Source organism: Hyphomicrobium sp. DMF-1 (genome assembly GCF_027886585.1).
GTDB classification, from domain to species: domain Bacteria; phylum Pseudomonadota; class Alphaproteobacteria; order Rhizobiales; family Hyphomicrobiaceae; genus Hyphomicrobium_C; species Hyphomicrobium_C zavarzinii.
Map to the genome: position 1 here is coordinate 831,815 of NZ_CP115706.1, position 18,471 is coordinate 850,285.

The 18,471-nt window shown below is 60.6% G+C and carries 18 protein-coding genes; 12 read left to right on the top strand and 6 right to left on the bottom strand.

Features of this window, described 5'->3' with window-relative positions; genetic code table 11:
* The first annotated feature begins 366 nt into the window (after nucleotides 1-366).
* The 11 genes from PE058_RS03690 (at nucleotide 367) to PE058_RS03740 (ending at nucleotide 10,003) form a co-directional block, all read left to right on the top strand.
* A complete protein-coding gene (locus PE058_RS03690; protein WP_271029872.1) occupies nucleotides 367-981 on the top strand; it encodes a Spy/CpxP family protein refolding chaperone in 615 nt (204 codons plus the stop codon).
* A gap of 49 nt (nucleotides 982-1,030) precedes the next feature.
* Nucleotides 1,031-1,813 (top strand): enoyl-ACP reductase FabI, encoded by a 783-nt coding sequence (gene fabI, locus PE058_RS03695; protein WP_271029873.1) that lies wholly within the window; start codon nucleotides 1,031-1,033, stop codon nucleotides 1,811-1,813.
* Between the two features lie 142 nt (nucleotides 1,814-1,955).
* A complete protein-coding gene (locus PE058_RS03700) occupies nucleotides 1,956-2,117 on the top strand; it encodes a DUF2933 domain-containing protein (RefSeq protein ID WP_271030592.1) in 162 nt (53 codons plus the stop codon).
* Nucleotides 2,114-2,758, top strand: coding sequence for a methyltransferase family protein (locus PE058_RS03705; RefSeq protein WP_271029874.1), 645 nt, complete (start codon nucleotides 2,114-2,116; stop codon nucleotides 2,756-2,758). The genes PE058_RS03700 and PE058_RS03705 overlap by 4 nt, the downstream gene beginning before the upstream one ends.
* 128 nt (nucleotides 2,759-2,886) lie before the next feature.
* Nucleotides 2,887-3,573: a DUF6629 family protein gene (locus PE058_RS03710; RefSeq protein ID WP_271029875.1), complete on the top strand. Its 687-nt coding sequence runs from the start codon at nucleotides 2,887-2,889 to the stop codon at nucleotides 3,571-3,573.
* Between the two features lie 591 nt (nucleotides 3,574-4,164).
* Nucleotides 4,165-5,589, top strand: a complete 1,425-nt coding sequence (locus PE058_RS03715; protein WP_271029876.1) for a TolC family protein — start codon at nucleotides 4,165-4,167, stop codon at nucleotides 5,587-5,589.
* A gap of 18 nt (nucleotides 5,590-5,607) precedes the next feature.
* Complete coding sequence (locus tag PE058_RS03720; protein WP_271029877.1) at nucleotides 5,608-7,023, top strand: multicopper oxidase family protein; 1,416 nt, start codon at nucleotides 5,608-5,610, stop codon at nucleotides 7,021-7,023.
* A gap of 11 nt (nucleotides 7,024-7,034) precedes the next feature.
* Nucleotides 7,035-7,493, top strand: a complete 459-nt coding sequence (locus PE058_RS03725; protein ID WP_271029878.1) for a cupredoxin domain-containing protein — start codon at nucleotides 7,035-7,037, stop codon at nucleotides 7,491-7,493.
* A gap of 20 nt (nucleotides 7,494-7,513) precedes the next feature.
* The gene (locus PE058_RS03730; RefSeq protein ID WP_271029879.1) at nucleotides 7,514-7,816 is read left to right on the top strand and encodes a copper-binding protein; all 303 of its coding nucleotides are present in this window, start codon (nucleotides 7,514-7,516) and stop codon (nucleotides 7,814-7,816) included.
* Nucleotides 7,817-7,901: 85 nt separating this feature from the next.
* Nucleotides 7,902-8,681, top strand: coding sequence for a response regulator (locus PE058_RS03735; RefSeq protein WP_271029880.1), 780 nt, complete (start codon nucleotides 7,902-7,904; stop codon nucleotides 8,679-8,681).
* Nucleotides 8,678-10,003, top strand: a complete 1,326-nt coding sequence (locus tag PE058_RS03740; protein WP_271029881.1) for an ATP-binding protein — start codon at nucleotides 8,678-8,680, stop codon at nucleotides 10,001-10,003. Before PE058_RS03735 ends, PE058_RS03740 begins: the two co-directional genes overlap by 4 nt.
* Nucleotides 10,004-10,036: 33 nt before the next feature.
* Here the strand turns inward: PE058_RS03740 and PE058_RS03745 are convergent, their stop codons facing one another.
* Both PE058_RS03745 and PE058_RS03750 read right to left on the bottom strand, forming a co-directional pair.
* Nucleotides 10,037-10,513 (bottom strand): hypothetical protein, encoded by a 477-nt coding sequence (locus PE058_RS03745; protein ID WP_271029882.1) that lies wholly within the window; start codon nucleotides 10,511-10,513, stop codon nucleotides 10,037-10,039.
* A 367-nt stretch (nucleotides 10,514-10,880) separates the two neighbouring features.
* A complete protein-coding gene (locus PE058_RS03750) occupies nucleotides 10,881-12,701 on the bottom strand; it encodes a DUF3141 domain-containing protein (RefSeq protein WP_271029883.1) in 1,821 nt (606 codons plus the stop codon).
* Nucleotides 12,702-12,977: 276 nt separating this feature from the next.
* Here PE058_RS03750 and PE058_RS03755 point away from each other — a divergent pair, with 276 nt between their 5' ends.
* Nucleotides 12,978-13,382, top strand: coding sequence for a MerR family transcriptional regulator (locus PE058_RS03755; RefSeq protein ID WP_271029884.1), 405 nt, complete (start codon nucleotides 12,978-12,980; stop codon nucleotides 13,380-13,382).
* A gap of 51 nt (nucleotides 13,383-13,433) precedes the next feature.
* Here the strand turns inward: PE058_RS03755 and PE058_RS03760 are convergent, their stop codons facing one another.
* The 4 genes from PE058_RS03760 to PE058_RS03775 are packed head-to-tail and all read right to left on the bottom strand — an operon-like array spanning nucleotide 13,434 to nucleotide 18,420.
* Nucleotides 13,434-14,543: an ABC transporter permease gene (locus tag PE058_RS03760; RefSeq protein ID WP_271029885.1), complete on the bottom strand. Its 1,110-nt coding sequence runs from the start codon at nucleotides 14,541-14,543 to the stop codon at nucleotides 13,434-13,436.
* A gap of 3 nt (nucleotides 14,544-14,546) precedes the next feature.
* The gene (locus PE058_RS03765) at nucleotides 14,547-15,689 is read right to left on the bottom strand and encodes an ABC transporter permease (RefSeq protein WP_271029886.1); all 1,143 of its coding nucleotides are present in this window, start codon (nucleotides 15,687-15,689) and stop codon (nucleotides 14,547-14,549) included.
* On the bottom strand, nucleotides 15,686-17,416 hold the full coding sequence (locus PE058_RS03770; protein WP_271029887.1) for an ATP-binding cassette domain-containing protein: 1,731 nt from the start codon (nucleotides 17,414-17,416) through the stop codon (nucleotides 15,686-15,688). Before PE058_RS03770 ends, PE058_RS03765 begins: the two co-directional genes overlap by 4 nt.
* Nucleotides 17,413-18,420, bottom strand: a complete 1,008-nt coding sequence (locus PE058_RS03775) for an HlyD family efflux transporter periplasmic adaptor subunit (protein ID WP_271029888.1) — start codon at nucleotides 18,418-18,420, stop codon at nucleotides 17,413-17,415. The genes PE058_RS03770 and PE058_RS03775 overlap by 4 nt, the downstream gene beginning before the upstream one ends.
* Nucleotides 18,421-18,471 lie beyond the last annotated feature (51 nt).

Below are 18,471 nucleotides of genomic sequence, written 5' to 3' on the forward strand. Positions count from 1 at the left end.
TCACAGCTCCACTCCGGCCGCGCCCGAACCGGACGTACGGACGGCGATGAGACGGAAAAACACATGATGAGCACCCGATCGGAATCGCTCGAGCGCGAGTTGGCTCTCCGATCTTGATGTCCCTCCTAGTCTATACCGACCCCAGATTAAGGCTCGGATCTGTATCCCGACGTTTCTAAACTGTTACAAATTATTGCGTGTTGAGGACGATCAACCATTTGCGGGCTCGCGCTGCTAGAAAGTCCACATATCGGGCCGAGGCTGACGATTGACCTTTCAGCGAACGAGCCTTCGCCCAACAGCCGATCAAGAAGCGCAAGGCAGGCAAGAATGTCTGCCTGCCTTGCGCATGATGGAGAGAGAAAAATGACCAGCCTGACCCGTTTCCTCTCGATTGCGACAGCAATGCTCGGAGTCATCGCCATCGTTCCCACGGCAGCGTTTGCGCAAACAGCCCAAGAGCATGAGCAGCACCATCCTCAAGGCGCGACCGAAAATGCTGCGCAGCCCGAGCCGGCGCCGGTCGACAAGGGTCAGAGTCACTCCGAGACGCAGAAAGGCGGCATGATGGGAGGGGACATGATGGGCCGCATGATGCAGGGTGGCATGGGGATGAAGGACGGCTGCCCCATGATGGGCATGATGGCCGGAGCAAACGCGACGCCCGAGATTGAAGACCGTGTTGCCTCGCTCAAGGCCGAGCTTGCCATAACCGACACTCAAAATGACGTCTGGACCGCGTACGCAGCGGCATTCAAGAAAGATCTTGAGAGCATGCGCACGGCCCACGAGACGATGATGAAAACGATGGGCGCACAGTCCCCGGTCCAGCGGCTTGATCGGCATTTGACCATGATGGAAGGACGGGTCACGGCGCTGAAGGAGGTCAAGCCGGCATTGGCCAATCTCTATGCGGCGCTCGACGACAACCAGAAAAAGGCGGCCAACAAGCTCCTCACCGGAATGGGGTGCATGATGTGAGCGCTGCGCGCTGTTGCTGCCTCAAACCGCAATTCCGGAGCCGCGCGACATGGAATCCTTAGACCTGAGAGGCCGGAAGGCTTTGGTCATCGGCGTCGCAAATGCCGAGAGCCTCGCCTGGTGGGCAGCCAAACATTTTCGCCAAGCGGGCGCCGACCTTGCCATGACCTATCTGAACGACAAGGCCAAGCCCCATGTCGCACCTCTGGCCGAGGAGCTTGGAGCGGATCTTCTCCTACCCTGCAATGTCGCCGTTCCCGGCCAGCTCGAAGCTGTCTTCGACGCCGTCAAAACCAAATGGGGAAAGTTGGATATCGGCTTTCACGCCATAGCCTGGGCGCGCAAGGAGGATCTTCACGGACGGCTGACGGACAGCTCCGCTGAAGGCTTCTCCGAATCGATGCTGATCTCCTGCCACTCCTTCATTCGCATGGCGCACTTTGCCGAGCCCTTGATGACCGATGGCGGTAGCCTCACCACCTTGAGCTACTACGGCGCCGAGAAGGTCGTCGATCACTACAATGTCATGGGGCCGGTCAAAGCGGCGCTCGAGGCCTCTGTCCGCTATCTCGCTCATGAGCTTGGACCGCGACGTATTCGCGTCAACGCCATTTCGGCAGGGCCGATCAAGACGCGTGCAGCGTCTGGCATAGCGCATTTCGACGAGCTACTCGCGGACGCTGCAGCCAAGGCCCCGCTGAGGCGCACCGTCGACGCTTGCGAGGTAGGACGCGTCGCGGTCGTCCTGGCGAGCGATTACGCAGCGTCGATCACAGGCGAGGTCGTGCATGCCGACGCCGGATTCCATGTCGGCGGAATGGTGCTTCACTGATGAACGCTGCTGTTGCCGACCTATCGTTGAAATGAGGAGTTTCATGCACCCGCACAATGAAAATGATGACGGACAGACCGCCACCGCGCAACGAAGCTTCTGGAGGTCGCGCGCGTTTCTTGTGTTTCTCGCCTTTGCCACTATGGCAGCAGTTCTGCTTTGGAGCGAGCACCGGGCGCACTTTCTTGGTGTCCTCCCCTTCCTCTTCATCTTTGCGTGCCCGCTCCTGCACATCTTCGGCGGGCACGGCTCCCACGGACTTCATGGCGGGCATCGGTCCGACAAGAAAGGTGAACGGTCATGAGCGAGAGTGCGCCGGCCTATGGACTTTGGGGACTTGTCCTCATCAATTCCGTCGTCTTTATCGCTTTCGCGTTCAGCTTTTTCAAGCCGCAGACGGCACGCGATTGGCGCTCGTTCGGGGCCTTCAGCGCTTTCTTAGTCGCCTTGTTCACGGAGATGTACGGGTTTCCGCTCACGATCTATTTCCTGTCCGGGTGGCTCCAGAGCCAGTACCCGAGTATTGACTGGCTCTCGCACGACGCGGGGCATCTCCTGGAAATGCTCTTCGGCTGGAAGGCGAATCCGCACTTTGGGCCGTTTCATCTCCTCAGCTTCGTGTTCATCGGCGGAGGGTTTCTTCTGATATCGGCCGCATGGCAGGTACTGTATCAGGCTCAGCGAAAGGGTGAGCTGGCGGTCACAGGTCCCTATGCCTATGTGCGGCACCCCCAGTATGTGGGCTTCATCCTGGTCTTGTTCGGCTTTCTCCTCCAATGGCCGACCCTGCTCACTCTCGCCATGTTTCCGGTCCTGGTCTGGATGTACGTCCGCTTGGCTCGCGAGGAGGAGCGCGAGGCTGCAGCGACGTTTGGAACGGCGTACGAGAGTTACGCGGCGGCAGTGCCTGGATTTCTTCCATCGCTCCGCGCACGAGCTGTCTAGCGGCCAATTCATCTTCCATATCCTGCCTGAGACACTGTAGACAACCGCGTCGTTCCCAGCGATACGGAAGGTTGCTCAGGTGGCTTGGCGAGCCTCTGTGGAAGATGAATTGGAGGAACAGCAGCTCGATGTGTTTTTCTGCTGAAGCCAGTTTGACGGCTGCTGCCGCCCTCATACCTGCTGGAGTGATTGGGGTCCACCGAGCTTATCGCACTAATCCCAGCTACTTGGCATTCGCAGCCCTGCCGGTGCTCTTTGGCCTCCAACAGCTCTTTGAGGGGTTTGTCTGGACGGCGGGCAGCCTGCGTAACGACGCGTGGATTGAGCGGTTTTCCCTAGCCTACATGTTCTTTTCTTGGCTGGCGTGGCCGGTGTGGGTCCCGCTCATGACTTACTTCATGGAGCCATGCAAGCGGCGCTACATCTACCTATTTTTCGCCATCCTGGGCGGGATGGTCGGGGCAATGCAATATCTTCCGTACTTCGCCCACGACGGCTGGCTGGTGACGACTTTTCTTCCTCATGCCATCGCCTATCAAGGAACCGTGTTGTTCGATTTCATAATGCAGCGAGAACTGACCTATGCGGTCTACCTTTTCGTTATCATCGCTCCCCTGGCTACGTCGTCCGATCGAAATGCCCAGATATTTGGCCTCCTCATTTCCGTCGTGGTGATCGTTGTGTTCCTCTTTTTCCGCTACGCATACATCTCCGTTTTCTGCTTCGGAGGGGCGTTGGCGTCCGTCTACATCCTCCACGTGATATTCGCGCAACCCCCGGCTCAGCCGGTAGAGGCCCACTCGGCGCGCTGGTGAGCCGGCTGAGACAACGGGACACGCGCCGCCAGTGGTTTGAATTGGACGCTTAGCCTCGCGCCGCGAACGCCCTCTCAAGGGCCCGTTTGCTAGTGCGCCGACCCGCGAAATAATTTGTAACAATCGAGAAACGTTAGGAACGGGCGGAGCTGGTTAGCTTCTGTTGCAACGCGACTCGGAGAGTCTTCGTCCAATGCTGAGAAGAATGCAGGGAAGAGCGGGCTTGGCGCCGGCGGGACTTGTCGCCGGCCTGATGGCAGTCTCCTTTCTCGTCGCTCCGGCTCAGGCGCATGAGTGGCCCTGGCGGGACCGCGTTCTTCCTAACCCCTATGCCGGCAGAGACCCTTCGGATCCTGGTTCAGCAAGTTCCCGCCTTGGCTACCAGCCAACAACCCAAGAGCTCAAATCGTATCGGCCCGTTGACCCACTCCCGTGGCGAGACGTGAACAAACGTGTGAGTCCGAGCGCCGGTTCGACAAAGGGACACCAGCACTAGGTGCGCACTGCATCGAACGCAGACGGGGGGTGCAGCGCGGGGGCGCTGCAATTGCCAACACCGGGGGAAGTAGGCGAGTGCAAAAACGAGCAGTAATGATCGCAGCGGCTGCAATAAGTTCTCTGGCGGGCTGTGCGAATTTCTCTCCTGACGGTGGGATGTTCACCGTCCAGGCAATTTCGTCGGATGTGCTCGCCAAGGACGTTACGCGCATCTCGACAGAGGATGAAGCGCGTGCTGCGCGCGAGCGCGTTCGCACGCTGCTCTCACAGACATTGGATGCGGAAACGTCAGTTCAGATCGCCCTGTTGAACAATTCCGGCCTGCAAGCCGCTTTCGCCGAGCTCGGTGCGATGGAGGCGCAGAAAGTCAGTGACAGCCTGCCGCCAAGCCCAACGTTGTCATTGGCACGTCTTGTCACCTCAGGTGAGCTTGAGATCGAACGACAGGTTCTTGTCAACGTCCTGGGCCTCCTGACCTTGCCCAGGCGCCGGGAGTTGGCCGAGGGGCGCTTTGAGCAGGCCCAGTTGGAGGCAGCGGAAACCGTACTGAGGCTCGCCGCCGATACCCGCCGTGCCTACCACAGAGCCGTCGCATCGGCCCAGGCCGTGGCGTTTCTGGATGAGGCTAAAAGAACCGCGGAAACATCATCCGAGCTTGCCAAGAAGCTCGGCGAGACCGGGGCTCTGAACAAGATTGGCCAGGCCCGGGAACATGCGTTCTATGCAGAGCTCGGCGCGCAACTGGCGTCAGCGCGGCTGCGCAACGCCTCGGATCGTGAGCGGCTGACCCGCCTCATGGGCCTGTGGGGAGGGGATATCAATTATCGCCTGCCGGGCAAGCTCAAGCCGCTGCCGTCGGTTCGAAGCGCAGGCGAGATCGAGGCGGAGGCGGCGAGCAAGCGCATCGATCTGGAAATTGCGCGGATGGATCTCGACCTCCTGGCAAAATCCTACGGCCTCACCCACGCAACCCGCCTCGTGAACGTGCTCGAGCTGCGCGGGATGTCCAAGTTCGAGCGCACTTACGAAGGCGCCGCCGGCGGCGGTATCGACAAGGATAAAGCCAAGTGGCGGGGCATTGAGGTCGAATTCCAGATTCCGCTCTACGACTTCGGCAAAGCGCGAACGCGCGAAGCCGAGGAACGCTACATGCAAGCGGCGCATCGCCTGGCCGAAAAGGCCGTCAATGTCCGCTCGGAGGTGCGCCAAGCCTACACCAGCTATCGCGGCACCTACGACATCGCTGTGCACTATCAGAATGAGGTTCTGCCGCTCCGGAAGATCATCTCCGAGGAGACGCTTCTCCACTACAACGGCATGCTGTTCGACCTGTCGCAAATCCTGATTGATGCGCGCGAACGCATTGCCAGCAATATCGCGGCGATCGAGGCCAAACGCGACTTCTGGCTGGCGGCGACGGATCTGCACGTCGCCGTTGTTGGCGGTGGCGTATCGGACGGCGCCGGAGAGAGCAGCCGGGCTGTTGCGTCGGCGGCCGGAAGCGGGGGCGGGCACTAGCCTCGGGAGAAAGTGACGATGAACGCCAATGATCATGACGTGTCTCGCCGGAGATTTCTCAGGACCTCCGGGCTGGCGCTTGTCGGCGCAGCTGCGGTGAGCGGGCGTGCTGCGGCGGCGGCGATCCCCGAAGCGCCAACCCAGTCTTCGCCCCTGATGCAGCCGCCTCTCGTCCCAACGTCAGGCCCAGATTATCAGCCGGTCGTGACGCTCAATGGATGGACGTTGCCATGGCGGATGAACGGGGATTGGAAGGAGTTCCATCTCCTCGCCGAACCGGTCGTCCGCGAGATCTCGCCGGGCATGAGGGCGCATCTGTGGGGCTACAACGGCCAGTCGCCCGGCCCGACGATCGAGGCCGTCGAAGGCGACAAGGTTCGCATCTTCGTGACCAACAAGCTCCCCGAGCACACAACCGTCCACTGGCACGGCATATTGCTCCCGAGCGGGATGGATGGCGTCGGAGGTCTTGTTCAGCCGCACATCAAGCCGGGACAGACGTTCGTCTACGAGTTCGAGCTCAAGAAGAGCGGCACCTTCATGTACCACCCGCATGCGGACGAAATGGTGCAGATGGCCATGGGCATGATGGGCTTCTTCGTCGTGCACCCGAAAGACCCCGCCTTCCGTCGCGTCGACCGGGACTTCGTCTTCCTGCTGGCGGCATACGACATCGAGCCGGGCGCCTATGTGCCGCGCGTCGCGGAGATGACCGAATTCAACATGTGGACGTGGAACAGCCGCGTCTTCCCTGGCATCGATAATTTCGTCTGCGCCAAGGGAGATAAGGTCCGCATACGCTTCGGCAACCTCACCATGACCAATCATCCGATCCATATGCACGGCTATGACTTCAAGGTGTCGTGCACGGATGGCGGCTGGGTTCCCGAGGAAGCCGCATGGCCCGAAGTCACCATCGACTGCGCCGTCGGCCAGATGCGAGCCTTCGATTTCGTAGCGGACGAGCCAGGCGACTGGGCGATTCATTGTCACAAGTCCCACCACACCATGAACGCGATGGGGCACGATCTGCGCAACTACATCGGCGTCGAGAAGCGTGACATCGCGGCAAACATCAAATCTGTCGCGCCAGACTACATGCCGATGGGTACGGCCGGCATGGCCGACATGGGCGAGATGGAAATGCCCCTGCCAGACAACACGCTGCCGATGATGACCGGCTTCGGTCAGTTCGGGCCCATCGAAATGGGCGGCATGCTGTCGGTCGTAAAGGTCCGGGAGGGGCTTCAGGCGGGCGATTACAAGGACCCCGGCTGGTACAAGCATCCCGAAGGGACGGTTGCCTACGAGTGGAAGGGTGTTTCCCCAACTGATGTGCCGAAAGCCCCTGGCGAACCCCTCAAGGAGAGCCAAGGCGAGATCGAATTGAACGTCGTCAAGCCCGGACGCAAGGGCGACCACGACCATCACTGACAGGAGAACACATGCTTCGATTCTCTTCCCTTGGCGTTCTTACGGCGATCCTACTGACCCCCACGTCTGTTTGGTCGCACGGCTCCTTTGCTGCCGGCGAGCCCGGCGATCCCAGCAAACCGGCGCGCACGATCGAGCTGAACATGATCGAAGGAAGCGGAATGATGGGCTACAGCGTCAACCGCGTCGAGGTGAAGAAGGGCGAGCAGATCCGTTTCAGGATCACGAATGCCGGTGCGCTTGCGCATGAGTTCATGCTCGACTCCATCGAGCGTAACGCCAAGCACAAGATCGAGATGCAGAAAAACCCCGAAATGGAGCACGACGATCCCAACGGAGTACGGCTCGAACCCGGAAAGGTTTCAGAGATCCTTTGGAAGTTTGAAAACGAGGGGACTTTCGAATTCGCTTGCCTCATCCCAGGACACTATGAAGCAGGAATGCACGGCACCGTGGTTGTGAAGCCCTAGACGGAGGAGAGTTCTTAGAGATGATGAAATCGCTCAAAGCATCGGTTGTCGCAATCTTGCTGCTTGCATCTCCGTCTCAGGCCCTGGCCGATGAAGTTGGCGCATTGGTCAACGGCCAAGTCACGAAAGTCAATCCGGATACAGGCAAGTTGACCATTAAACACGACGCCATACCGAATCTCGATATGGATGCCATGACCATGGTCTTCAAAGCAGGCGACGGTGTTAACGTGGGTGACGTAAAGCCGGGTGATAAAGTTCGCTTCCGCGCCGAGAAGATCAATGGTCAGATTACCGTTACACAAGTCGAGAAGGTGAAGTGATACAAGGGATGAAACCGGTAGCGGAATGCCGCTACCGGTACATGCCGGCTCTATCCACCGGCGTGCAATCGACGAGATCCGTGCCATGAACCACAGTGGCGACCCTGATATCGTGAAAAGCGACCCCGGCAATAGACTGACCGAAGCGTCGGCGGAACATCATGTTCTGCTCGTTGACGACGACGCAGAGCTGCGCCAGCTGGTCGCGAAGTTTCTGCGTGCAAATGGCCTTCGCGTGACGACAGTCCGCAGCGCACCGGAGACGCGCCACGCCTTGTCCTCGATTCCCATAGACCTGATCATCCTGGATCTCATGCTGCCCGGCACGTCCGGCCTCGATCTCTGTCGGGAAATTCGTAGGACGTCGATGATACCGATCATCATGCTGACCGCGAAGGCCGATGAAGCCGACCGGATTGTTGGCCTCGAGATCGGCGCCGACGACTACGTGACCAAGCCCTTCAGCCCGCGCGAATTGCTCGCCCGTCTCAACGCGGTGCTGCGCCGAATAGCGGTCGACACAGGCGCACGCAATCGAACCGCCGTGCGGGAATATCAGTTTCAGGGTTGGATCCTTGACACTCTGAAGCGTGAGCTAACCAATCCAGAAGGCATTCTGGTCGATCTCAGCACCGGCGAGTATGATCTCTTGTTGGCGTTCGTGGAGCAGCCGCAGAAGGTACTGTCCCGCGAGCACTTGCTCGACGCCGCGCGCAACCGTATCGCCACCGGGTTCGACCGCAGCATCGACGTCCAGATCAGCCGCTTGAGGCGCAAGATTGCCCCGGGCGACGACGACCACGCCATGATCAAGACGGTGCGGGGAGCCGGTTACATGTTCTTACCGACGGTCACGTGGTCATGAGGCTCTTGCCGCGTTCGATCGCGGGACGCTTTCTCACGCTTCTCTTTGCCAGCATCTTTATTCTGCACTTGGGGAGTATCGGCCTCTATCATCTCGCGCTGAAGGCAGAGCTCGACATTACGAACGATCGACGCCTTGCGGAACGGCTCGCTTCTGTGAAGCGCGCGATTGCGCGCGAAGCGCCAGACAGACGGGAGGAGCTTGCGCACGCTCTCTCGGGAGGCCCCCTTGAGATCCACTGGAGCGAAGGGAAATCCCCGCCCACACGAACCGGCATCGCTGCCGATACCTCGCTCCTCAAGGAGAAGCTGATTGCCGCCGCACCTGAGCTCGCGGCGAACGACATCGCCATAGCGGCAGCCACTCCTCTACCCGAGCACGCGTCCGCCACGCGGTTCCTCCTTGTCTCCATGCAGCTCGATGATGGAAGCTGGGTCGAGGTCACCGCAACGCGCAACATCGAGCCGCGGACAGGAATCATGCAGATTGCTCTGTCCACGACTATAATGGTCCTCGGTGTTCTCGCTGTCGCCGCCTTTTTCATCCGGCAGCTCACCCGGTCGCTTCGGTCTCTGGCCGACGCCGCCAATCGACTCGATCCAAACGCCGGCGCATCCCCGATCGAAGAAAAAGGACCGAGCGAGGTGAAAGCGCTCAGCATCGCGTTCAACGACATGCAACGGCGCGTCAGACGTCTCGTTGAGGACCGAACGCAGACGCTCGCGGCCATTTCACACGACTTGAAGACTCCCATCACACGCATGCGCCTGCGCAGCGAGGAGATTTCGGACCACGAGCTTGTCCGCGCCATAGCAACCGATCTCTCCGATATGGAAGCCATGCTCGACAGCACGTTGGCTTTTCTCCGCGGGGACCAGATCGCCGAGGAGAAAAAGCAGATCGATCTCGGTTCTCTGCTCGAGACCATCACGACCGACCTCACCGATCTCGGCCATGACGTTGCCCTCGTCGCAACGGCGCCGGTTGTCGTGCGCGGCCGCCATCTCGCGTTGAAACGGGCGTTCTGGAACCTCACCGAGAATGCGGTGAAATATGGTGGGCGCGCGAGAGTGACGCTGCAGCCGAGATCCGGTGGCGCCATCGTTTCGATCGACGACAACGGACCCGGAATTCCTGACGACGAAAACGAGGCGGTGCTGCGCCCGTTCTACCGGATCGACAACTCGCGCAACCGAGAGACGGGAGGTGTTGGCCTTGGCCTTACTGTCGCCCACTCCATCATCACGTCCCACAATGGCGAGCTGACGCTTGCAAACCGCGACAAAGGCGGCCTTAGCGTGACGGTGATCCTGCCAGGCTAACGGCTAATGCCTCGCTGGTCCGGGGGCCGCGCGTCAGCGATGGGCCAGACCCGCGGTCTGGATCGACAAGCGGCTCAGGCGCAGCGAGAACCATGTGAAAATGACCACATCGATCAGCGTTGCGATCGTGGCCTGCACCATTACGATGACCTGAAACACCGACAACGTACTTTGCCCCCGCATCCAATCGACAAACGCGTAGACCACGACAAAGAGGGGCAAGAGCGAGACCAGAATTTCGATCATGGAATGGGTAACACCTCCGCGCGGCTGGGCGAGAACCGCACGCGCCTGTAGCGCGACGTAGGCCAGCGCGATGACGCCAACCCACGAGACGTGCCACATGGCAGCATCCGCGGCTTCGATTTGCGGAGAATGTCCCCACCAGAGCACATACCAGAGCAGACCGGCAAAAATGATGGGCGCGCCGTGATTGAGGAAGAATCCGATCGCAGCGTGCATTGCACGCTGCCACGCGGTGGCGCCGTCGCCGGATTTGGTCGCTGTCACTGGCTAACCCTCATAAACTCAGATTCCAACTCCGGCTTCTTCGCATTCGGTCCGCATCGACCCGCTCGCTGCTAGCGAGCCCTGCCGCCACAGCAGCCGCCGGGCTGGCCGCTCTTTTGAGGGGCGGCTCCGTGCTTTGCATCGCTTGTCGGAGCAGCGTGCTGCTTATCAGCCGAGCTCACGCTGTACTCCTTCGAGTGGTGGCCACCACAACATGCGTGACCGTGGTTGCCATGCTCAACATGACCGCTTTCGACCGTAACCTTAGACATATCCATTCTCCTCGTTCTTCGCAGCCTAATGGCCCATCACGAGATGGGCCTCTTGTTAAATACGCATCGGGAACGTGTGCGGATTGCATTTCACATCATCCGCCGTATGTGTTCGTGAATGTTCGCTCTTGGGCTGCGTCGCGCATACGGCGTGCCGTTTCCCAGAACGCTGAAATTTCGGCGATCAGCTTTCGTTCCTGTGCCATGAGCGGATGATCATCGCGCATGGCGTGACGATTGCTGGCTACGGCATCCGCGAGCACGCCGAAGGCGCTCATCCACGGCATGAACCGCTCCGACCAAAGATAGGTCCTCACGCGCATGGGATGTAACCATTGCATTGAATGCGCGAACCACGGGTTCGCGAAAGCCTTGACCCATGGGCTCACGAACGTGCGGTAGAGATTCTCGTTGAACTCTGAAACCTCACGGACGCGCTCGAACGCACCGCGCGGATACTCGAAGTGCAGATCCTCGACGTTGCGCGCCTCGAACCGCACCGCATATTGATCCTTCGCACAATCCGGATCCCCGGTCGGATTGTCGATCTTCATCTCGTAGAGGCCAGGCGCGAGCGCGTCGATATCGCAGAGACTTTCGAGGATCGCTCGATGCTCGAAGCGAGCAACACCGGCCGAGACGAAGATGCCGAGATGACCGACATGCGGATTGGTCAAGTAGACGATCCGTTGGCCAGCCTTCTTGAGGGCATCGGTCGTCTTGTAGACGGCCGGGATCCATCCGAGCGCCTGATGAGGCGGGGTGATGTTATCGCCGTAGGACGCGAAGATGACGAGCGGGTTCTTGATGCTCGTGAGATCGATCGTGCAATGCTCGTCGACACGGATACGGCCTTGCTCGAGCTTGTTGCCGACGAACAAATCTTCGACGATCGATACCATTTCCTCGCCGCTCAGCCGATAGAAGCCGTTCCACCAGCGCTCGAAATCGAGAAAGCGGTCGGTTTCGCTGTCGATCTTGGTGAAGAGGTTGGCGTATTTGTCCCATAGGGCATTGCCGGGCTTCAGGGCCTCGAAGTTCTGAACAAGCCAGGCGCCGTCAAAACGGTCATGGTTCAGATCGGCGAGGAAATGCGTCAGCCAAACGCCGCCAACGAACCCTCCGGCAAGCCGCATCGGGTTTGCGCCAGCCTCGCCCTCCCAATACGAGAGGGGCGAGCCATTGAGGACAACAGGGCCAGTCAGGCCTTCGCAATGCGCCGACAGAAGCGTCGCCGCCCAACCCGCCTGACAATTTCCATACAGCACCGGCGCCTTGCTATCGTGGCGGCCGGACACGACCTCAACGAATTGGCGTAGCGCTTCGAGCACGTCAGGAAGCGTCTGGTGCGGAGAGGGCTCGGGGAAGAAGACGACGAAATAGACAGGGTGGCCCGTATGCAGCGCCACGCCAACCTCGGAGTCGCGCTTGAAGCCACCAATGCCGGGACCATGCCCCGCCCTTGGATCGAGCACGATGACCGGAGGCTTTTCCGGATCGACGCAATCGTCCCAGCAATCGTCACCAACCTCCGTTATTCGCAAGAGGGCATAGTTAGCCGGGCGATCGAATGTGCGCGCATCCAGCAGCATCTCGTATTTGAAGTTGACGAGCGGCGGCAGCCCCGCCGCCTCGTGCTCGAGCATGTTGTTTGCGCGCCGGCGCAGGACGTCGAAGAACAGGATCGTCCGCTCCAGGACATCACGCTGGTAGTCGAGCACCTCGAAAGGGGAGGGAATGGCCTCAAGCCCTAACGATCCCGCACCAGCAACTGTCTCGTGGTGCTGGGCTTCCTTTTTGCTCCGAGCTGGAAGCGACGGCGAGGTCGGACGCGGCGCAGACGCCTTAGCTGACACGCCGACCGTATGGTGGCCTGACGGCGGGTCAATCGAGTGCGACTTCTTTACTGCAACCATGACAATCTCCGTCTAACCGAGCGTGCGAAGACGCGTTCGGCAGATATTTCAGATGTCAGACGGCCACGTCCTTAGCCGACCGAGTAAATCCTACGCTGGAACTTGGTTTTCCAATTGATCCGGGTCAACGGTGACTGAACTCGCAACTTCGTGGCGTGGCAGATTGTTGAGTCACAAGCCAAACTGTTCACGTTGGTCCTTAAATCGCATTAGCTTGATGGCAGGCTAAACGTTCCAGTTGTTGGAAGGTCAAGCGCTGAACGGAAGGTATAAATTATGGTTCAAATTGGCGATGCCGCCAGACTGACAGGCGTCCCGGCCAAACTCATCCGGTACTACGAGAGCGCGGGGTTGCTGAGCCCGTCTCGACGGCGGGGGAACGGTTACCGGGTCTTCGATGAGCGAAACCTGCATGAACTGCGCTTCATCAAGCGCGCCCGCTCTCTCGGCTTTCCGATCAAGCAGATCGATCTGCTGCTCGGTCTCTGGCGCAACAAGAAGCGGTCGAGCCGCAAGGTCCGCGAAATGGCCGTTCGCCATCAGGAGCAGATCATCACTCGCATGGAAGAACACCGCGCGATCATAGACGTGCTGGGCCGCCTCATTGCCTCCTGCAAAGGCGATGACCGGCCGGAATGTCCCATCCTGGATGACCTGGTCTCACCCCGCAGCCGCCCTTGACGACCGTTTGAACACGAGCCGATCACGCTCGAACCATGAACCATTGGGGGGCTATGCCGTCTTGAAGCGAAAAAGCCAGGTTGCAGCGGAGAGTGTTGCCGCCGCAATGAGCGCCAACGGCCAGAGATGAGCGGCAACGACGTCGATCGGCAGATCCTTCAGGAAGGAACCCTTGGCGATGACGACAAAGTGCCTGACGGGATTGAGGAGCGTCAGCGTCTGCAGCCAGTCCGGCATATTGGAGACGGGCGTCGCGTATCCGGAAAGAAGGATGGCCGGCGCAAGGAACATGAATGACCCGATGATGGCCTGTTGCTGGGTCGAAGCGAGCGCCGATATGAACAACCCGATCCCGATGATGGAAAGAAGATAGACGAGCATCGCCGCATAGAGCAGCAGCATGGAGCCCTCCATCGGAACCCCAAGCACATACATGGCGATCAGCATGATCGTCGAGGTCTCGGCAACGGCGATCAGCAGGGCCGATGCGGCCTTTCCTGCCAGGATCTCGACGGATGTCAGCGGCGACACGAGAAGCTGCTCGAAGGAGCCCAGCTCTCGTTCCCGAGCCACGGATAGCGCGGACACCATCATCGCGACACTTGTCGTCAGGACCGCGAACAGGCCGGGCACGGTCGACCAGAGCGTATCCGAGTTCGGGTTGAACCAGGTGCGCGCCACGACGAGACCCGGCGGATCGCGCACCCCACCCAATTCGGATACTTCGGCATTCATCCGATCGACGATTTCGACGGCATAGCCCTGTACTACCTGGGCGGCATTTGATCGCCGTCCGTCGAGCAGAAGCTGGATCTGAGCCGGCTGGCGGGCTGCAAGCCTGCGCGAGAAGTCCTGACCGATATGGAGCACGGCCAAGGCTTCGCGGGAATCGATGGCGGGTGCGATCTCGGCGACATTCGCCAAGCGTATGATTTCGGAAAATTGCGGCGAGCCCTCGAATCGCGAAATCAGCTCGCGCGAGAGAACGCTGCGATCCTGATCCAGCACCGCGATGGGCACATTCTTGACCTCCTGCGTCGCGGCGAAGGAGAAGACCAGCACTTGGATCATGGGCGCAATCAGAAGGATGACGCGATTACGACGGTCGCGCCAATTGGCCAGAAGCTCCTTGACGATCAGAGACCAGAGAGCTGTGCGCATGGTTCAGTCCAGCCTTGTCTTGGTCTTGAGAGCGGTGAGACCGATGTATAGGGCGGCAATGACCGACATCCCGAGGAGACTGGTCCAGATAACGCTCCATACGTCTCCTGCCAGAAACAACGTCTGCAGACCGGAGACGAAGTATCGCGCGGGGACCGCATACGAGATGACGCGGAGGGGAAGAGGCATTCCGGCGATCTCAAATACGAACCCCGATAGAAAAAAGCTCGGAAGGAAGGCCGAAATCATTGTGCTCTGCGCGGCGACAAGCTGATTGCGAGCCAGCGTGGAGATCAGCAGGCCCTGCGCCAGCGCGGTAACGAGAAAGACGGCCGACATCAGCGCAAGCACGGCAAAGGACCCGCGAAATGGCACGCCGAAGAGAAACAGGGCTGTGCCCGTCGCCAGCGCCATAGTGAGCATTCCGAGTACGAAATACGGAACAAGCTTGCCGACCAGGAGCTCGAATATCCCAACCGGCGTCGCAAGCAGCGCCTCCATCGTGCCCCGCTCCCATTCCCGCGCGACGACGAGCGCCGTCAGCAGCGCGCCGATCAGCATCAGGATAATCGCGATGGAGCCAGGGACGAGGTAATGGTGGCTCGCGACCTCGGGGTTGAACCAGACCCGTTGCCCGACGGAGATCGGGGGGGCAAAGCGCTCGCCGCGCACAATCGCTTCTTGGGCGAGCCAGTTGCCCCAGGCGCCTTGAATGTAGTTGCGCACCAGAGTCGCCTTGTTCGGATCGCTGCCGTCAACGAGGACCTGGATCGGCGCCCGATCTCCGCGCGCCAACTGCGTGGAAAAATTCGACGCAAGCACAACGATCCCGTCTATGCGACCGGTGATAAGGTCGTTCTCGACCTCGCGCCGGTCGCGCGTCGTGCGCACCGAAAAGAGCGAGGAGTTCGTGAGCGATGCGGTGAAGCTTCCGGTCGCCGGCGTGGCATCTTCGACCACGAGGCCGATTGGAATGCGCCGGGCGTCGAACGAGACGCCATAGCCGAAAAGAAAAAGAAGCGTCAGGGGCAGAATGACGGCAATGATGATCGTGCTCGGATCGCGCACGACTTGACGCGATTCCTTGCGGATTAGAGCCAGGATGCGACGGACGCGATCCGCCGATGCGACTCGGGTGGTCTTCATGCGGCAACCTTGGTGTCGTCGGCCTCGACGAGCGCGATGAATGCGTCTTCCAGCGTCGGATCGGGCAGGAGCGGGGTCCGCACGCTACCTTTGAGATCGTCCGGTGAGCCCGTGGCGATGATACGCCCGCGGTAGACGAGTGCGATACGATCGCAGTATTCCGCCTCATCGAGAAAATGCGTCGTGACCAGCACGGTGACGCCTCCATCGACGAGAGCGTTGATATGAGCCCAGAATTCGCGGCGCGTCAGCGGATCGACGCCCGACGTCGGCTCGTCGAGAAACAGGACCGGCGGCTCATGCATGACCGCGCAGGTAAGAGCCAGCCGCTGCTTGTAACCGGCCGGAAGGAGCCCCGCATTCGTGTTGAGGTACTGCCTCAGCCCGAACGCTTCCATCACCCGGTCGACGGCGCGCTGGCGATGTGCACCGGCAAGGCCGTAGACCCCGGCAAAGAACGCCAGGTTCTGGGCAACGCTCAGGTCGCCGTAGAGCGAGAATTTCTGCGCCATGTAGCCGAGCCGGTTCCGCGCCGCAGACGTCTGCACGGTGACATCGAGGCCTGCGACGCGCGCCACGCCGGAGGTCGGACGCAAGAGACCGCACAGCATCTTGAAGGTCGTGGATTTCCCCGCGCCATTCGGACCGAGGAGACCGAAAATCTCGCCCTTGCTGATCGAGAACGAGATCCGGTCTGCCGCCGTAAACGACCCGAAGCGACGCGTCAGCTCCTTTGCCTCGACCACGGCGCCCGCGGACCGCACCCCGCGATCCACGCTCGCTGCGAGCCGGGACACGGCCGGTGTGGCGCTGCCGAGCAGGTCGACAAACGCATCCTCGAAACGAGGCGGCACGGGGACGATCTCCACTTGAGCGGCATCCCTGAAATTCTCAGCAGACGGCGCAGCCACGCCCGCTGCCATGACGATGCGTACATTCGCGCCCTGGATGACGCCGTCGATGATGGACGGCTTCGTCACGGCAGAGGCAAGAACCGCGCGTCGTTGCCCACCGGCGTTGCGGATGTGGAAGGTTCGCCCGACCATGCGTTCGGTAAGCTCAGACGGCGGGCCTGAGTAGATCGGCATGCCGTCGTTCAGCAGAAGCACCTGCTCGCAGCGCTCGGCTTCGTCGAGATAAGCGGTGCTCCAGACGACACCGATGCCCTCACTCGTGAGTGTTCGCACCATGCGCCAAAGCTCGCGACGCGAAACAGGATCGACCCCGGCGCTCGGCTCGTCGAGAAGCAGGAGACGCGGAGTTCGCACGAGAGCACAGGCGAGCCCGAGCTTTTGTTTCATGCCTCCTGACAGGGCGCCCGCGAGACGGTCCTGAAACTGGGCAAGGTTCGTAAAGGCAAGAAGCCGCTCGAATGCCGAACGCCGCTCATCCCCGACGACTCCCCGCAGGTCGGCATAGAGCGTCAGGTTCTCGATCACCGTCAGGTCCTCGTAGAGACCGAACCTCTGCGGCATGTAAGACACGACATCGCGGACCTCGGTCGCGTCCGAGATTGGATCGCGGCCGCAAACTCTAAGCGTGCCGGAATCCGGTTTCAAAAGCCCCATGATCAGGCGAAGCAAGGTCGTCTTGCCGGCGCCGTCCGGACCGGCGAGTCCCGTGATCCCTCCACCCATGATCGCGGTCGACAGCTCGGCGACCGCTGACGGCCCGTCCGCATCGAACCGCTTCACGATCCGATCGAGCTCGACCAGTGCCTCACTCATGGAGCCGTGCCTTTGTCGACCTTAACAAACACCGTCACCGGCATCCCCTGGAGGAGCCCGCCCGTCTCCCCTTCGACGACAATGCGCATCCGATAAACGAGGCTCGTGCGGAGCTCCTTGGTCTCAACGGATTTTGGCGTGAACTCGGCGACCGGAGAAATGAAACCGATCTGTCCGCGATAAGTCTTGCCTGCGTCGGTCGCGACCTCGACCGGCATGCCCGGCCAGATGCGGCCGAGATCGGGCTCGGCGACATAGGTCCTGACCCAAACCGGTGCGGTGATGGTCACGGCATAGATCGTCTCCCCGACGCCGACGATGGCGCCGGGCTCACGGACACGGGTCAACACCACGCCCCCGCCGGGTGCTACCAGATTGGCATCGGCCAACCGGCGTTCGGCCTGTGCGAGCGACGCATTCTCTGCCTCGAGCTGCGACTTCGCCGCATCGATGTCTTCGCGTCTGGGCCCGAGTTCGGCGAGCTTCAGGCTCTCCTGCGCGGACTTGAGCGCCGCCCGCGCCTGTTCCGACGCTGCGGTTGCTTCATCGTGGCGTTGATGAGCCGAAACACCACGCTCTGCGAGATCCTGCTGCCGGCTCAATGTGGCTTCGGCCAGCGCAACGGCGGCCTCTCGCTCGGCGACAATGGCGCGCGCCTGGGCGATCTCTTCCGGCCGCGTACCGTTCTCGAGGCGGGCGACGACCGCCGTTTGGGCATCCACGCGGGCCCGAGCCAGTCGCACCTCATCTGCGAAATACGACGTGTCGAGCGAGGCTATGACCGTCCCGGCCGTGACCCTGTCACCCTCGTCCACTTTCATCTCGGCGATCCGGCCTGCGACCTTGAAGCCCAAATTGACCTGGCGGATATCAACGTTGCCCATCAAGGTGACGACGTCGGCGTCGCTGGATCGAAAGCCGATCAACCCGCCCCATGCGATCAGGCCAAGAGCGAGAGCCGCTAAGCCGACTCCGATCCCTCGTTTCGTGCCAAGAAAATCCATGAGCCCCTTCTCCGCCATTGTAGTGCGGGCAAGATTCAACGAGCTTCGAGA

Excerpts from the sequence above, each read along its gene's own strand:
- PE058_RS03690 (WP_271029872.1), top strand. The coding sequence starts at position 367 with ATGACCAGCCTGACCCGTTTCCTCTCGATTGCGACAGCAATGCTCGGA.
- fabI (WP_271029873.1), top strand. The coding sequence starts at position 1,031 with ATGGAATCCTTAGACCTGAGAGGCCGGAAGGCTTTGGTCATCGGCGTC.
- PE058_RS03700 (WP_271030592.1), top strand. The coding sequence starts at position 1,956 with ATGGCAGCAGTTCTGCTTTGGAGCGAGCACCGGGCGCACTTTCTTGGT.
- PE058_RS03705 (WP_271029874.1), top strand. The coding sequence starts at position 2,114 with ATGAGCGAGAGTGCGCCGGCCTATGGACTTTGGGGACTTGTCCTCATC.
- PE058_RS03710 (WP_271029875.1), top strand. The coding sequence starts at position 2,887 with ATGTGTTTTTCTGCTGAAGCCAGTTTGACGGCTGCTGCCGCCCTCATA.
- PE058_RS03715 (WP_271029876.1), top strand. The coding sequence starts at position 4,165 with ATGATCGCAGCGGCTGCAATAAGTTCTCTGGCGGGCTGTGCGAATTTC.
- PE058_RS03720 (WP_271029877.1), top strand. The coding sequence starts at position 5,608 with ATGAACGCCAATGATCATGACGTGTCTCGCCGGAGATTTCTCAGGACC.
- PE058_RS03725 (WP_271029878.1), top strand. The coding sequence starts at position 7,035 with ATGCTTCGATTCTCTTCCCTTGGCGTTCTTACGGCGATCCTACTGACC.
- PE058_RS03730 (WP_271029879.1), top strand. The coding sequence starts at position 7,514 with ATGATGAAATCGCTCAAAGCATCGGTTGTCGCAATCTTGCTGCTTGCA.
- PE058_RS03735 (WP_271029880.1), top strand. The coding sequence starts at position 7,902 with ATGAACCACAGTGGCGACCCTGATATCGTGAAAAGCGACCCCGGCAAT.
- PE058_RS03740 (WP_271029881.1), top strand. The coding sequence starts at position 8,678 with ATGAGGCTCTTGCCGCGTTCGATCGCGGGACGCTTTCTCACGCTTCTC.
- PE058_RS03750 (WP_271029883.1), bottom strand. The coding sequence starts at position 12,701 with ATGGTTGCAGTAAAGAAGTCGCACTCGATTGACCCGCCGTCAGGCCAC.
- PE058_RS03755 (WP_271029884.1), top strand. The coding sequence starts at position 12,978 with ATGGTTCAAATTGGCGATGCCGCCAGACTGACAGGCGTCCCGGCCAAA.
- PE058_RS03760 (WP_271029885.1), bottom strand. The coding sequence starts at position 14,543 with ATGCGCACAGCTCTCTGGTCTCTGATCGTCAAGGAGCTTCTGGCCAAT.
- PE058_RS03765 (WP_271029886.1), bottom strand. The coding sequence starts at position 15,689 with ATGAAGACCACCCGAGTCGCATCGGCGGATCGCGTCCGTCGCATCCTG.
- PE058_RS03770 (WP_271029887.1), bottom strand. The coding sequence starts at position 17,416 with ATGAGTGAGGCACTGGTCGAGCTCGATCGGATCGTGAAGCGGTTCGAT.
- PE058_RS03775 (WP_271029888.1), bottom strand. The coding sequence starts at position 18,420 with ATGGATTTTCTTGGCACGAAACGAGGGATCGGAGTCGGCTTAGCGGCT.